A 15219-nucleotide genomic window follows, 5' to 3' on the forward strand; every position below is an offset into this window, starting at 1 on the left:
CGTCACCTCCCTTCGTCGGCGGGCGGGCCGGGCAGGATCTCCACCCGGCAGACGGTGTGCACCGGGCACATGGCGCGGACGATCGCGTGGACCCTGTCCGGGTCGACCCGTGCCTCGCGGCCGGGCCACACGCGGACCACGGGCCCGGTGCTGGACGGTGGTGGCAGGTCGGCGCCGGGGGTGCTCGACCACACCGCGCCGCCGTCCCCGGTCACCTCCGCGTGCACGCCGAGCGCCAGCCGCAGGCCCTCGACCAGGCCGCGGCCGGTGCCGCGCCACCGGTGCAGCTCCACCGCGCGGACGACGGCCTCGCGGCGCAGTTCCACCGGCCGCCGCGGGTCGTCGGCGGCGCCCACCCACGATGCCAGCCAGGCCAGGAAGTCGGCCGGGGTCACCCGCGGGTCGAGGTAGGCGGCCAGGTTGTCCAGGGTCGCGAAGACGGGAGCGAGGACGGTGTCGAGGCCGGCGGTGAACCGCTGCGCGAAGTCGTCGTCGGCGTACACGGCGGGCAGTTGCTCGCCGATCGGGTGCCTGCTCGGCAGGCCGGGCACGGCGGCGCGGCTCATCGTCGTGCCTCCGCTTCCACGGCGGTGTCGGCGACGCTCATCCCCGTACCTCTCCCCCGGTTCCCGGCTCGGTCGCCGTGACGACCACCTGGTGCTGGTAGGAGAAGACCAGCGCGCCCGGCGCCACGTCGATGCGGTCGGTCGGCGCGCCGCGCCGGCCGGTGATCGGGTCGGCGGGGAAGAGGCGGATCTCCTCCACGAGCGCGTTGCCGCCGGCGCGTTGCAGCACCCCGAACACCTCCCCGTACTGCACCGGCCGCCCGAACGGCCAGCCGCGGCCGTCCGGGCCGCCGTGCAGCGGGTTGAGGTGCCGGAACAGCGCGTCGAGCGCCGCCTCGCGCACCGCGTCGGTGTCGCCCGGCGCCGCCAGCAGCCGGGCGACCACGGTGACGCCCTGGTAGACCGGCGGCTCCACCACCACACGGGTGCCGATCAGGCGCCGCTCGTCGAGGCTCGCGGTGATCGCTTCGAGGACCTGGTCCGAGGGGATCAGCTGCTCGAAGCGGAGCCGGTCGTCGCCCTCGTCGGCCACCGCGTCCGGCACCACCAGGACCCGTACCGCGCCCGCGCCGTCCGCGGCGGGCAGGCAGCGGACCCGGCGCACCGAGGGCGCCGCCCGGCGGCTGATGATCTCGTAGTCCTCGGCGGTCACCGCGCGTTCCTGCATCCGCAGCGCCTGCGGGGCCCGCAGCTTGGCGTTCTCGACGGTCTCCCCGGCGACACCCCCGCGCGCCGCCTCCCGGTTGGTGACGCGGGCGACGTACGGGACGGAGCTGCGCAGCACGGAGATCGCGCCGCGGGCGACGTTGCCGGCCGGGCCGCCGCCGGTGCGGTAGCGGGCCACCCGCACCTGTGCGCCCTTGGCCGGGACGGCACCGCACTGCCGCAGGGTGCCGTCCGGTTCGCGCAGCACCGGCGGGAAGGCGAACTCGCCGGTGGTGGCGTCCACGCGGACGTGCCGGTCGTCGGGGCCGGAGCGGCCGAAGTGCTCGACCACCTCCCAGCGTTGCCAGCCGTCGGCGGAGGACACCTCCACCACGGGCGGCTCGCCGTCGAGGAGGACGGGCGGGCGGCCGAGCCGGAACGTCTGTCCCGCGACGCCCTCGGAGGTGCCGAGCGGTACGTCGGTCACGGTCTCGGCGTGCTCCACGGACATGGTGCCGCCCACGGTGAACACCGCCGCCTCGCGCACCGTCGGCGACTCCGAGTAGAACGGCTGGCCCGGCTCCGCCTCGGTGACGCGGCAGCGCAGCCAGCCGGCGCGCGTCCCGCCGATCACCGACGCCGTGTGCCCGGCCGGTACGTACACGACGACCTCGCCGGGACGGTTCAGCCCGCCGGTGGTGTCCTCGCCGGTCTCGCACACCCGCCAACCGCCGCCGTCCCACGCCTCCCAGACGAGCGGCGGCTGGCGCGGGTCCACGCCGACGCCTTCCACCCGGCTGTCCAGGCGCACGGCGACGATGCAGCCGGGCACCGCCGTCGGCAGGCCGAACAGCAGCGCGTCACCCGGCTCCGGCGCCGCCTGGAAGCACGGGATGTCGCGGCCCTCGGCGAGCGTCCCGGTCCGGTCGGTCTGCTCACCGGTGCGGTACGCGGTCACCAGACGCGTCAACTCGGAGGGAAGAATGTCCAGTTGGCGGGTGGTCGCGAACACCACGGTCTCGTCGGTCTCACCGCCCGCGGTGGTCACCTCCGTGCCCGCGGGCAGCGCCACCGTGTCGGGCTGCGGTGCCGACAGCCAGAAGTCGACCTCGGCGCCGGCCGCGGCCGGCGGGAAGAGACGGATGCCCAGCAGGTCGAGGAACGCGGTGTAGTTCTTGTCCGGGACCCGGTTCAGCCGGTACAGCAGCTGGTCCACGAGGTACGCGAACGTCTCGATGAGGGTGACGCCCGGGTCGGAGACGTTGTGGTCGGTCCACTCCGGTGCGCGCTGCTGCACGTACCGCTTCGCCTCGTCGACGAGTTGCTGGAACCGCCGGTCGTCCAGGTTCGGGGAGGGCAGGGCCATCAGTCCGCGCCTCCGTCGTCGGCGCCCGGTTCGGAGGGGATCGTGTAGAAGGGGAAGACCAGGTTGCGCCGGTCGTTGGTGGAGCGCACGGTGTAGTGCACGTCGATGTAGAGGGTGCCGTCCTCGACGGCGTCGAAGGCGACGACCACGTCGTCCACGGCGACGCGCGGCTCCCACCGTTCGAGGGCCTCGCGCACCTGCTGTGCGATGCGTCCGGCGGTGGCACCGTCGCCGGGGGCGAAGACGTAGTCGTGGATGCCGCAGCCGAACTCGGGCCGCATGGGGCGTTCGCCGGGCGCGGTGCCGAGCACCAGGCGGATCGCCTCCTCGATCTCCCGCTCCCGTTCGACCATGGCGATTCCGCCGGTCGGCCCGACCCGCAGCGGGAACGCCCAGCCGCGCCCGATGAACCGCTCGCTCATCACAGGCCCCCGATCAGGACGTTCGGGGCGCCCGTCAGGATCGTCGCGCCGCACGCGGTCCGGTCGCGGGCCCGCGCGGCCGGCAGTCCGCCGATCAGGACGGCCCCGGTGACCGCCGCGGCCGGGTTGGGCAGGATCACGTTGGCCGGGCCGGTGGCGGCGTGCGGCGGCATCGCGCAGGCGTGCTGGCTGCCCGTGACGGCGGCGGGGCGGCCGCCGATGAGCACGCGGGCCACGGCCGCGGCGGCGCCGGGCGGCGGGGTGGCGATCACACCGCCGTGGTCGGTGGGGTCACCGGTACGGGCTGCGGCCGGCATGCGTTGCTCCTCGGAAGAGTCGGGTTCGGTCGATCGGATGAGGCGGGTCGTCGGATGAGGCGGGTCGGATGAGGCGGGTCGTCGGATGAGGCGGGTCGGAGGTGGCGGGTCGTCGGATGAGGCGGGTCGTCGGATGAGGCGGGTCGGATGAGGCGGGTCGGTCGATCCGGCTGGGCTGCGGTCAGTTGATCCGGACGAGCCTGGCCTTCAGGACGCCCAGCAGGCCGCCGTCGACGGTGACGTCCGTGCTGCCGGTGACGCTCACCGAACGGCCGCCGACCTTCACGCCGACCTGGCCCTGGATGTCCACGTTCCGGCCGGACACGCTCACGTCGCCGCGTCCCGCGTCCAGGGTGATGCCCTGTCCGTCGAGCGTGACCGAGGTGAGCGGGCTCCGGCCCTTGGCGTACACCGTCAGTTCGATGCGGTCCCGCCGGTCGTCGAGGAACACTTCGAGGCGTTCGTCGCCGGTGGTGAGCCTGACACCGGACGGGCCCGGCGCCCTCGCGTCCAGCAGCTCCACCCGGTGTCCCGAACGGGACACGACGGAACGGCGGTTGACCCGGCCGGTCGTGCCGTCGATCAGCGGGACGTCGTGCGGCGACGGCTTGTCGACGCCGTTGTAGAGCCCTCCGATGACGTACGGGCTGTCCAGCAGGCCCTGTTCGAAGCCGACCAGGACCTCGTCGTTGACCTCGGGGCTCACCACGCCTCCGCCGCCCTTGCCGCCCCACTGCACGGTGCGCACCCAGTCGGTGGTGTACGTGTCGTCCAGCCAGGGGAACCTCAGCTTCACCGCGCCGCTCTCGGCGCCGCCCGGCTCGCGGACGTCCGTCACCACGCCGATCGCCAGGCCCGGCATGCGCGGCCCGCGGCCCGGCGCGTCGGCGCCGGTCACCAGGCCCGTCAGGGAGCGGTCCGGGTCGGCGCTCACCCACACCGTCGTCCGGTACCCGCGGTGCGGCTCCAGGACGTGCTGCACGGCCGTCGCCGTGTACTTGCCGGAGAACGCCCGCCCGACGTTGCCGAGCGCCACCGGTTTGCCCGCCCGCAGCCGGGGGTTGCCCTCCGCCACCGCTTCCAGCTCTCCGAAGGCCGCGCTCACCTGGGCCGCCGCCGCGTCCGCGACCGCCGTCGTCTCCGCCTGGGTGCGGTACGGGGTGTCCGTGACGGTCAGCTTCGCCGAGCTGCCGAACCGGGCGGCGAACGCCGGGCTCAGGCCCGGCACCACCGTGTCGCTGTCCACGGACGGCTGCCGGGCCACCAGCGGCCGCTTCGTGGTGACGTCCCAGCCGCGCACCTCCACCTGCGACGCGCCGGCCGCGGCCGACAGCGCGGCGCGCAGCGCCAGCAGGTTCCGCCCGTACTCCAGCACCATCGGGTTCCGGGTGGCAGGGGTCGACGGCGCGGGCGCCCCGGACGCCTTCTTCGGCCGGGTGAACTGCAGCAGCCCCTTGTCGTCGACGCGCACCTGCGCACCGCTCTGGGCCGCCAGGTACTGCAGGAAGTCCCAGTCGGACACGTTCGCCTGCGAGAGCTGCTTGTAGGTGACCGGCGCGGCCTCCACGGTCCCGCAGGTCAGCCCGGCGCCGGCGGCGACCTTGCGGACGATCGCCGCCGCCGTCATGTTCCGGTACGCCACCACCTTCCGGCCCCGCTGGAGGCGGTGCGCCTTGGAGTAGGCGCGCACCACCGTGAAGGAGCCCGTGCGGTCCCGGTCCACCTCCAGGGCCGTCACCTCGCCGTCGAAGAGCCGCTCGCGGGCCTGCCCGGACACGGTCACCACCGACACCCTGAGCGGGGTGCCGATGGTGATGCCGGTCGCCGTCAGGAACTCGTGGTCGGGGTCGCGGAAGGTGAGCACCGCCGCGTCGGGCAGGCCCACGTTCTCGTCCACCACGCAGCTCACCAGCTGGGCGGCCCAGACCGGCGGAAGCTCGGCGGGCGCCTCGATGACGGGGTCCGCGGCGAACGACCGGCCGCCCCGCCCCTCGGATGTGGTCACCGCTCCTCCTCACCGCCCGCGTCCCGCAGTCCCGGCACCACCAGTTCGGTGCCGGGCGCGAGCGCCATCGGGTCGTCGACCGCGTTCGCCTCCGCGATGACCCGCCAGGCCGTCGCGTCGCCGTACTCCCGCCAGGCCAGCAGGGCCAGGCTGTCGCCCGCCACCACGGTGTGCGTGCTGCGGGCGGTGCGCGCGCCGGACGTCGGGTTCTGGCCCGGCGGGTCGACGCTGGCCTCCTCGATGGACAGCGCGCAGGTGGCCCGCAGCGGCTTGCCGTCCACGTCGAACAGCGTGTACGTCACCGACAGGCTGGAGAGCACCCCGTCGAACGAGGTCGTCCGCGCGGTGCCCCACTCGAACCGCACCCAGGGGCTGGCCGGCTTCTTGCGGCCCAGGCTGGCCTGGGTGGGCACACAGGCCTTCATCAGCTTCTCCACGGCCTGTTCCACGGAGTTGTCGTGGGTGGCGGTGGCGTCCAGGAACACCTCCAGGCTCAGCTCGCGCGGGCCGCTGCCAACGAACTCGGGCAGCGCCGACTGCTCCGCCATCCGGGAGGGGGAACGCCGCCACTCGGTGGTCTTGCGCAGTTCCAGGGTGGACGGGTTGAACTGCAGGTCGAGCCGCGCGAGCGTCCCGCCGGGCTTCGCGCCGACCGAAGCCGGGGGTTCCTTCAGGGTCAGCTGGGCCCTGGCCCGGCTGGAGCGGACCGCTGGGGACATACCGGGACCTCCTTTGCGAACGGGGACGCGTGGCGGGGCGGCTGGGGCGGGCGGGTCAGGACGGGCGCAGGCCCTCGTGGGCGATCTCCAGGGTCTCCACCGCCGGTTCCGCGCCGGCGGGGTCGAACGACGGCCCCTGCCAGCGCACCGGGACGATCCCGAACACCTGCCAGCTGATGATCCGGGTCAGGTCCGGTTTCAGCGCCACGATCTCGCCGTCCTTGGGCTCCACCCGCTTCAGCGTCTCGTCGAGCCAGCGGCCGATCTTCGCCGTGTCGGCGGTGACGGGCCGGGTGAGCGTGATGTTCGACCAGGTCACGCGCCCGGGCAGCTGCCAGGTGAAGCCGTTGTTGCCGCCCTCGGCGTAGCTCTCCATCTCGACCTCGGCACCCATGCCGGAACAGGTGTGGAAGGCGCCCAGGTCGTTGCCGCCGATCGCGAGCCGGAAGAACACGCTCGTCGCGAAGATGCTGTCCGTCATTGGTCCGTCACCCGTTTCCTGACCTCATTCGTTCCGTGGTCCCAGCGGCCTCGTCCGTGGCCTCGGCCGGGCCTTCGTCGATGGCCTCAGCGGCGTCCGTCGTGGGGGCGGCCCGTGCGGTCCCGGCCGCGCCGCAGTTCGGCGCGGAGCAGCCGGGACACCGGGTCGAGCAGGCGGCGCGCCAGGTCGTCCAGGTCGGGGCCGGGATCCGGTGCCGGCTCGCCGCGCCGGTCCGCGCTCCTGCCGGACGCCGACGCCGTGGCCGACGCGGACGCGAACCCGGGCGTCGACTGCGGGCGGGCGCGCGCCGGTACGGCCTTGGCGGGCACGCCCGGTGGTACGCGGTCGCCGCCGCCGGTGCGCTGCACCGGTGGCGCCTCCCGGCCGGTCGCACCGCCGAGCGCGGCGCTCCGGCGTCGGACCACGGGGACGGCACCCGCCGTGACCGGTGCCGGCGCGACCGGCGGGCGGTCCGCGAGCGGCGGTGCCTGCGGGGCGGTCACCGGCAGCGGCCGTGCCGGTACGGCGGCGGACGGGGCGGCCCCGGGCCCGGATGTTCCCGGGTGGGGCGGTGCGGGCCGGACGACCGGGACACGCTGAACGGAGGCGGCGGGGCCGGTGGTTCGTACGCCCGGGTCCTGCGGTCCGGGGTGGTCGGCCGTGGCCCGCTGGATCCACGGCGTCGCCGGGGCGGCCGCGGGCCGGGCCGGTTCCGGTCGCGCGGGGCGGCGGGTGGGCGGCGCGGGGTCGTTCCGGTTCCGTGGGGTGGCCGGTGCGTCGGGGCGGGTGGTCGTGGGGTGGGGCGGGTCGGTGCGGGTGGCGACCGGGTGGGCGGGCCAGCGCGCCGCGACCACCGGACGGCCGGTGGCGCGCACGGCAGGCGGTGCCGCGCCTTCCGGGGGCCGGGTGCTGAGGGCGAGCGGGCGCGCGGCGAGCAGGGAGAGGGTGCGCGGTGCCGTCGAAGCGGAGTGCGCCCCCGAGCGGGCGACCGTGAGCGGGTCCGGGCCGGCCGGGCCGAAGGGCCGGGCGCCCGAGACGCTTGACGGACCCGACGGACCCGACGTGCCTGACGTGCCTGACGTGCCTGACGTGTCTTCGGTGACGCGCCGGGCGACGACGAGCGGGCCCATGGTGGCGGCGGGGGACCGGTGCCGCTGCCCTTGTGAGCCCGGTCCGCCGCCGGACAGCGTGCCGGTCCGTCGTGCGCCCTCATGGCCTGCGGCGGCGGCCGGTACCGGGCCCTGCGGCGCGGTGGCCGGGGACGGCGTCACCAAGGGCGTCGCGGGCCCGTTCTCGTGGGGCGCGGGGCCGGGCTGCTGCGAGGTGCTCGCGTCGGACGAGCCGATTGCGGGGCGGCGCTGCACGTCCGCCGTCCCCAGCAGCGGTGCGTCCGCACCGCTCCCGCCCGCCGCACGGGACGCGGCCTCGGCGGACGTGCGCCCGCGCTCCGTCGCGGGCGGCACGGGAACGGTGTGGGCTCCGCGGTCCTGTCGTACGGGACCGGCGTCGGCCGGCCGGTCCCGTCGTGCGGGAGCCCGCCGGGCGTTGGGGCCCGAGGCTGCGGGGCCTTGCAGGTCGGCGCTCGGCGGCAGCGCGGGCAGCGGCGCGCCCAGGCCGCCGCGCGCGCGTGCGCCGGTGCGGGCGGAGGTCCGGCGCGGAGTGCCGGGCGGTGCGGCGGGGCCGTCCGGGCTGCCGTGGCCCGTCCCGTGCGTCCCGCCGTCGTACGAGCCCGCGGTGCCGGGTGCGCCGTCCGCACGGCGCTGGACGACGGGGAGCATCGGGCCGGACGCGGCGCCGGGCGGTGTGGACCGCTGGGCGGGGGCGTCGGTGGTCAACGGCGTTGCGGAGGCCGGGAGTTCAGTCAGCGGGGCGCCGAGCGGCGCGCGGGTGGCCGGGCCCGGCGCGGAGGTTGCCGAGCGCTGCACGGCGGTGGTCGAGGCTTGCGCGGCGGTGGTCGAGCCCGCGGTCGGTGCGGTCGGTGCGGGTGTCGAGGAGGGGCCGGCGGGGTTCTGGACGGTGGTGGGGCGCAGGGCGGGGACGCGGCGCACCGGTCCGGCCGGGCGGCGGGCGACGGTCAGGGACGGCCCTGCCGGGCGGAGCCGGGCGGACGGTGGGGACACGTCGGCGCCGGAGGCCCGGGACGCCTCCGGCGGCCCGCCGTCCCGGGAGGGCCGAGGCCCGGTCGTGCCGGCCGCGGTGCGCCGGGTGTCCGGGCCGGAAGGCGTACGCCTCCCGGTACCGGACGGGGGCCGGGAGGCGCGTCCGGAGGCCGGTTCGAGCGGGCCCGACCGCGTGCCTGCGGTGGGCCCGCCGACCGCGGTCCGGTCCGCGGCCGTGCCAGGGACCACCGCCACTCGCCGCACCAGCGGGATCTCCGGTACGGCAGGCGGGCGGCCGGTGCCGGGCTCCACCGCACGCTGGGCGACGGACGGTGAGGAAGAGGTAGAGGGAGAGGGAGAGGCGGACAGTACGGCGGGAGATTCCGCGGACGTGAGGCCACGGCTCCGCGGGACGTCGCCCGAACGTCCCCGCCCCGCAGCACCGTCCCCACCGGGACGCGCCACCACGGGCTCCGAACCGGACGGCACGGCACCGGACGACGCCCTACCGGACGACCGCGTACCGGACGACGCCGCACCGGCGCGCGGCGCACCGCCCTGTGCCCCGTCCGCCTCCTGCGCCCCGTCCGCTCCCGTCGGCCGCAGTGACCGGAGCAGCAGCGGTCCCCCGCTGCTGCGGCCGGCCCGCGGGGTGGCCGGGCGGGTGACGCCGCGCACCAGGCCGGTCGGGGCCGTGGGCAGCAGGGCGTGGCCGAGGCCGGCGTCGAACGACGGGTCCTGCCAGGCGGCGAGCCCCGCCCGGAAGGCGAGGCCGTCGCTGACGCCGAGCGGGGCCCGGGAGACGGTGAGCACCGGCGCCGGGGCACGGCGCCAGCCGCCGTCCCAGTCGGCGGGCACGGAAGGAACCGCAGCGTCGGGCGCGCTCGGGCCGGGGCCGCCGCCGGACGGGCCGTCGCCTCCGCCCGGCCCGCCGGCACCGGGCGTGTCCCGGTGCCGGGCGGCCCGGCGGCGCAGTCTGTCCCGCCATGCCATGCGCTCAGCCACCTTCGTTCACACGGGTGTTGATGCGGGCGATCTCGGCCACCCACTGCCGGCGTTCGTCGTGGGTCAGGTCGAGGATCTCCTCGCGCGGCCAGTGGAAGTGGTAGGCGACGTACGCGATCTCCTCCCGGAGCCGGGGAAGCGCGTACGTCACGATTCCCCCAGGCGCCCACCCGAGAGGTCGACCTCGAAGCCGCCCTCGCAGTGCGGGCAGGTCACCGCCGCCCGGGTGTGGCCCTCGCTGTTGACGCGGCGGTAGAAGTCCTGGAGGAACGCGACGTCGGTGGCGTACATCCGCTCGACGATCCCGGCGTGCACGTCGGTGATGGAGCCGATCCGGGTGATCACCTGGCTCAGCAGCACCACGCTCAGGTACGCCGGGTTCTCCTTCACCCTGAGGTCGATCTGGGGCCGCAGCTCGTCCCGGGCCGTGGCCAGGCGCATCGCGCCGTGCCGGTGCACCGTGCCCGCCTCGTCGACGTACCCGCGCGGCAGCTCGAACTCGAACTCCGTGCGCAGCCCGTGGTCCTCCCGTGCCGGCGGCGCGGCGGCGGCACGGGGTGGTGCCGGCTGCTCGGCCACCGGGGCGGGCGCCGTCGCCTGGAGGATCTCGTCCAGGTTGCCCGCCGTCACCGTTCGGCGCCTCATTCGACGACGATCTCCTCGAACACGATGGTGACGGTCTCGGTGGCCGCGGACGACTCGCCCGCCTGCAGCGACGGCCCCTCCCACTTGGAGGCCCAGCCCTGCATCAGCTGGATGCGGCGCACCGTGTTGCCCTCGGTGTCCTTGATCTCGATGGTGAGGTTCTGGCGCGCGGTGTTCACGGCGCCGTTGTTCAGCGTCTCCTTGATCCAGTTGGTGAACTCGCTGCTCTGGTCGAGTCCCCGGGTGATCGTGATCTCGCCCGCCTGCCGGCCGCCGGGCTGCTTGCGGATGATCCGCTTGCCCTCGGCGGTGACCTGCTTGACCTCGACGACGTCCTCCTCGACGGTCAGCCCGCTGATCTCCTGGATCGATTCGACCAGGTAGCCGCCGAGCTGCACGCCGAAGATATGGGTGGAAAGAGCATCGCCCGTTGCCATGACTGTCCGTCACCTTTCCTTGCCGACCCCGCGGGTCACTCGTCGATGAGGCTGGTGCTGTCGGAGAACTGGGCCAGCCGGAACACCACGAACTCCGCGGGCTTGACCGGCGAGACACCGATCTCGCAGACGACCCGGCCCTGGTCGATGGACTCCTGCGGATTGTTGTCGCGGTCGCACTTCACGTAGAACGCCTCCTCGGCGGTGCGGCCGAACAGCGCGCCCCGGCGCCACTCCTCGGTGAGGAACGCCGTGACGTTGCGCCGGATGCTCGACCAGAGCCGGTCGTCGTTCGGCTCGAAGACCACCCACTGGGTGCCCAGGAGGATCGACTCCTCCAGGTAGTTGAACAGGCGGCGCACGTTCAGGTAGCGCCAGGCCGGGTCGGAGGAGAGGGTGCGGGCGCCCCACACCCGGATGCCCCGGCCGGGGAAAGCCCGTACGCAGTTCACACCGATCGGGTTCAGCAGGTCCTGCTCGCCCTTGCTGAGCCGGATCTCCAGGTCCACCGCACCGCGGATCACCTCGTTGGCGGGCGCCTTGTGCACACCGCGCTCGGCGTCGCTGCGCGCCCACACACCGGCGATGTGGCCGCTCGGCGGGACGGTCGTGTTGCGTCCGGCGGCCGGGTCGAAGACCCGCACCCACGGGTAGTACAGGGCGGCGTACCGCGAGTCGTAGCCCGCCTCGTCGTTGCGCCAGGTACGCGCCTGCTGGGCGGTCAGGCCGGGCGGGGTGTCCAGGACGGCCACGCGGTCGCCCATCTGCTCGCAGTGCGAGATCACCGCCAGCTGCACGGTGCGCACGCCCTCGGCGTCGATGTCGCCGCGCTGGTAGGCGCTCATCAGGTCCGGCACCGCGACCATGGTGATCTCGTCGATGGTCTCCAGACCGCCGAACCCGGTACGCGCCCCGGCGTCACCGACGTACTCGGACGGGTCGAGGCGGGCCACCTCGCCGGAGCCGGGAGCGGCGGGCGCGGCCGGCGCGTCGGCCAGCGTCACCGTCTGGTTGGCGGGCCTGCTCTGCGCGGCGCCCTGCTGCTCGGTGACCTCGATCAGCTTGGAGGCACGGGCCTGGCCGACCAGGTACCCCTTGACGTTCTTGCGGGTGGAGACCTCGTACGTCTCCGCCACCTGGTCGCCCTGGCGGACCACCACCTTGAAGCGGTCCTCCGGCGGGTTCTCGCCGTCCGCGTCGGCGATCTCCACCGACACGCCGGAGACGCCCGGCCGGGCCGCGACCAGGAAGCCGCCCAGCTCCACCGGCTGCGCCGCCCTGGCCCCGCGCCGCCGGCCGGCACCCGCCGCCGGGGCGGAGGCGTCGTCGGCGGAACCGCCGATCCGCACGATGTAGGCGGCGCCGCCGCCGTTGGCGAAGTACCCGTAGACCGCCAGGGGCAGATAGGTGCCCTCGGTGAAGCCACCGAACAGCTGGGTGTACTGGTCCCAGCTGGTCACCAGCGTCGGCGTGTGGAACGGGCCGGTCTCCGCGAAACCGACGAACGCGGCGACGGCGGTGCCGACCCCTTCGATCGGTCGGGCACCGGACTGCACCTCCTCCACGTACACGCCCGGGGTGAGGTACGTCGGCATGCTCGCTCCTTAACGTCCTGGTACGGGTGGGTCACCTGTGTCCAGGCCGAGTCTGCGGGGCGGCTGCGCCGCGACGACAGGGACGGGCGGACAGGGCCGGGGGCAGGAACGCTGCCTTTCCCTGTCCGCGCCGACCGCCCGCAGGCCACCCGACGTTGCCCCCGCTCTGCCCGTACGGACCTGGACGCCCCGTACGCCCGCGTCTTCCACTGGAGGCCGCGCCAGGGGTGTGCGTCGACGAGGAGGCAGCGGATGCGGACGTCCAGGTCGCGCGCCGGGCAGGACGACAACGAGCGGACAGCGGCACACGGCCCCGCGGCCGGCCGGAAGACGGCCCCGGGCTCCGCCGCCGTACCGCCCCCGCTCACCGCCGACGCGCTCCGGGCGGCGCAGCGCGGTGCGGGCAACGCCGCGGTGACCGGCATGATCGCCCGCCGCACCCGCGCCACGCCCGCCCCGGAGCAGCCGGACCCCGGGGTGCACGAGGTGCTGCGCTCGGCCGGGAAACCGCTGGCCGAGCCGGTGCGCCAGGAGATGGAGGCCAGGCTCGGCGCCGACTTCTCCGACGTCCGACTGCACACCGGCGCGACCGCGAGGAGGTCCGCCGCCGGGATCGGCGCCCGCGCCTACACCTCGGGCAGCCACATCGTCATCGGCGACGGCGGAGGCGACAAGCACACCCTCGCCCACGAACTCACCCATGTCATCCAGCAGCGCCGAGGGCCCGTCCTGGGCACGGACAACGGGTCGGGGCTGTCGATCTCCGACCCGTCGGACCGGTTCGAGCACGAGGCGGAGGCGAACGCCCGCCGGGTGCTGTCCGGGCCCGTACCGGTGGCTCGCGCCGTCGACACCGGAGCCACGGCTCCCGGCGCAGGACCGGTGGCATCGCCCGACACCGCCCAGGTCCAGCGGGCCGTCGGCTTCGAATTCGAAGTGACCGACGGATGGAGGTTCTACGAGTACGACGAGGACGAGTCGAGCAAGCACCTGAAGAAGGACACGAAGGAGGCACTCATTCCTTTGGGTGACTCCTACGTGTCCGCCGACAACGGCAACGTCGAATTCGTCACCAAACCGCTGTCCGACATCGCGACGGTGGAGAAAGCCCTGGGTGAAATCGTCGAGTTCCACACCAAGCTGACGTCCTCCAAGAATCACCGCGAGGGCCCCTACGAGATCACCACGGGTAGCCAGGGCAAGGCCAAACCGCAGGCCACCCTGGGAATCAAAATGGAGCACATCGGCACGCTGGTGAAAACACTCCGCGACCGGAGTCGTCAGGCGGACGAGCCGCCGCCGTCGAAGATGGGACGCACGCTTCGATCCAGGGACTCCGGGAGGAAGGAAAGGGTGGAGATCAGCAACCGGGTGACCAACGGACTGTCCAATCTCCCCGTCGCACACGATCGGGCCGAGCAGATCGCCGCCGCCGGTGACGGCTTTGCCTCAATGGAGGCTTCCGTGAAACAGGAGGTGACCGGGTTCCTCGCAGTGATCATGAAGACTCTGGACGACGCCGGTGGACGTGGCAGCGAGCTGGTGGATCCGAAATACTTCTTCTCGATGATGCCGCGCACCGACTTCTTCAGCATGCACCGCAGCATGTCGGAGGAAGCGAAGGAATGGCTGTCGAACCACCGTGACGACGTCTACACCGCCATGGGCACCGTGGGCTTCCCGGTCGACGAACCCGTGTTCGGCAGCCCGTACAAGATGGAGGTCGACCCAGAAGAAGGCCTGGACCCGAGGATGACGCGACGCACCTGGCTGGACCCGGTCCTGGGCGGGCACTCGGCGCGCGTCCCGGACGCCTCCTCGCTCCCGCTCAAGGACACGATGTCGCCGCCGCCCGGGTACCCGCGGCACAAGGGAGAGCGGGCGGACGAGGGACTCGGAGCCATGAGTACCGACCAAGAAGGTCTTTCCCTCTTCGAGCTGCGCGACCTGGGGAAGCATGCGATGCCCAAGGAGCAGTGGACCCCACTTGCCGTCTTCATCGCGCACATGGTCGGTGACGCGACCAACGACGACCGGCTCAAGCCATGACGGCGGACGGGCGCGCTGCCCACCCGTCGCACGGCATCCTCACGCCTCGGCCGCCGCCGCCAGCCACGGACCGAACTCGTTCTCCAGGACCAGTCGGCCGAGTTTGCGGTACTCCTGGGCGACCGCCGTCACGACCTGGCGCATGGTGAGCGGTTCGCCGGATTCCGCCGCGAGGTAGGCCGCGGTGACCGCGCAGGCCCGGATGGAGCCGCCGGCCAGCTCGAAGCGGTCCGCGCAGAAGGCGAGGTCCAGGTCGGCGGCGCGGGGCAGGCGGTCGCCCAGGCACCGTTCCCACAGCGCGAGCCGCCGGCCCGAGTCCGGCATCGGGAAGTCCGCCACCACGTCCAGGCGGCGCGTGAACGCCTCGTCGAGGTTGGCCCGCAGGTTGGTGGTCAGCACCGCGATCCCGTCGAACGACTCCATGCGCTGGAGCAGGTACGCCGACTCGATGTTGGCGTGCCGGTCGTGCGCGTCCTTCACCTCCGAGCGCTTGCCGAAGATCGCGTCGGCCTCGTCGAAGAGCAGCACGGCGTTGACCGCCGACGCCTCGGTGAAGATCCGCTCCAGGTTCTTCTCGGTCTCGCCGACGTACTTGTCGACGACCGTGGACAGGTCCACCACGTACAGGTCCATGCCCAGGTCCGCCGCGACGACCTCGGCGGACATGGTCTTGCCGGTGCCCGACTCGCCCGCGAACAGCGCGATCACGCCGCGCCCCCGCCCGCCGCCGGGCCGCATCCCCCACTGCCCGAGCACCTGCTCGCGGTGGCGGGCGCGCAGCGCGAGTTCGCGCAGCCGCCGGTGGGTGGTGGGCGGGAGCACCAGGTCGTCCCAGCCGACGGCCGGCTCGATCCGGCGGGCGAGCCGG

14 protein-coding genes are annotated in these 15219 nt (G+C 74.2%); 1 reads left to right on the forward strand and 13 read right to left on the reverse strand.

The window, feature by feature from the left end; genetic code table 11:
* Positions 1-2: 2 nt before the first annotated feature.
* The 12 genes from FGW31_RS16355 to FGW31_RS16405 form a co-directional block, all read right to left on the reverse strand.
* Positions 3-566: a phage tail protein gene (locus FGW31_RS16355; protein WP_142194158.1), complete on the reverse strand. Its 564-nt coding sequence runs from the start codon at positions 564-566 to the stop codon at positions 3-5.
* Positions 567-603: 37 nt separating this feature from the next.
* Positions 604-2577, reverse strand: a complete 1974-nt coding sequence (locus tag FGW31_RS16360; protein WP_142194159.1) for a putative baseplate assembly protein — start codon at positions 2575-2577, stop codon at positions 604-606.
* Positions 2577-2999 (reverse strand): GPW/gp25 family protein, encoded by a 423-nt coding sequence (locus tag FGW31_RS16365; RefSeq protein WP_142194160.1) that lies wholly within the window; start codon positions 2997-2999, stop codon positions 2577-2579. Before FGW31_RS16365 ends, FGW31_RS16360 begins: the two co-directional genes overlap by 1 nt.
* Entirely contained in the window at positions 2999-3316 is a 318-nt protein-coding gene (locus tag FGW31_RS16370) for a PAAR domain-containing protein (RefSeq protein WP_142194161.1), read from the reverse strand. Before FGW31_RS16370 ends, FGW31_RS16365 begins: the two co-directional genes overlap by 1 nt.
* Positions 3317-3497: 181 nt before the next feature.
* Positions 3498-5321, reverse strand: coding sequence for a VgrG-related protein (locus tag FGW31_RS16375; protein ID WP_142194162.1), 1824 nt, complete (start codon positions 5319-5321; stop codon positions 3498-3500).
* Positions 5318-6040 carry a CIS tube protein gene (locus tag FGW31_RS16380; RefSeq protein ID WP_142194163.1) on the reverse strand — a complete coding sequence of 241 codons (723 nt, stop codon included), beginning with the start codon at positions 6038-6040 and terminating at the stop codon, positions 5318-5320. Before FGW31_RS16380 ends, FGW31_RS16375 begins: the two co-directional genes overlap by 4 nt.
* 55 nt (positions 6041-6095) lie before the next feature.
* Complete coding sequence (locus FGW31_RS16385) at positions 6096-6521, reverse strand: phage tail protein (protein ID WP_142194164.1); 426 nt, start codon at positions 6519-6521, stop codon at positions 6096-6098.
* Between the two features lie 86 nt (positions 6522-6607).
* Positions 6608-9613 carry a hypothetical protein gene (locus FGW31_RS16390; protein ID WP_142194165.1) on the reverse strand — a complete coding sequence of 1002 codons (3006 nt, stop codon included), beginning with the start codon at positions 9611-9613 and terminating at the stop codon, positions 6608-6610.
* Positions 9614-9617: 4 nt separating this feature from the next.
* A complete protein-coding gene (locus tag FGW31_RS35040; RefSeq protein WP_164540787.1) occupies positions 9618-9776 on the reverse strand; it encodes a DUF6760 family protein in 159 nt (52 codons plus the stop codon).
* Positions 9773-10270 carry a zinc-ribbon domain-containing protein gene (locus FGW31_RS16395; RefSeq protein WP_142194166.1) on the reverse strand — a complete coding sequence of 166 codons (498 nt, stop codon included), beginning with the start codon at positions 10268-10270 and terminating at the stop codon, positions 9773-9775. The genes FGW31_RS35040 and FGW31_RS16395 overlap by 4 nt, the downstream gene beginning before the upstream one ends.
* Complete coding sequence (locus tag FGW31_RS16400) at positions 10267-10707, reverse strand: phage tail protein (RefSeq protein WP_142194167.1); 441 nt, start codon at positions 10705-10707, stop codon at positions 10267-10269. Before FGW31_RS16400 ends, FGW31_RS16395 begins: the two co-directional genes overlap by 4 nt.
* 35 nt (positions 10708-10742) lie before the next feature.
* A complete protein-coding gene (locus FGW31_RS16405) occupies positions 10743-12302 on the reverse strand; it encodes a phage tail sheath family protein (RefSeq protein WP_142194168.1) in 1560 nt (519 codons plus the stop codon).
* Between the two features lie 477 nt (positions 12303-12779).
* Between FGW31_RS16405 and FGW31_RS36095 the strand changes: the two genes are divergently transcribed.
* Positions 12780-14351, forward strand: coding sequence for an eCIS core domain-containing protein (locus FGW31_RS36095; RefSeq protein WP_373303341.1), 1572 nt, complete (start codon positions 12780-12782; stop codon positions 14349-14351).
* Positions 14352-14390: 39 nt separating this feature from the next.
* Here FGW31_RS36095 and FGW31_RS16415 read toward each other — a convergent pair.
* Positions 14391-15219 (reverse strand): ATP-binding protein (locus tag FGW31_RS16415; RefSeq protein WP_142194170.1); only part of this gene is annotated, 829 nt, incomplete at its 5' end.

Source organism: Streptomyces calvus (genome assembly GCF_006782915.1).
Classification (GTDB): domain Bacteria; phylum Actinomycetota; class Actinomycetes; order Streptomycetales; family Streptomycetaceae; genus Streptomyces; species Streptomyces calvus.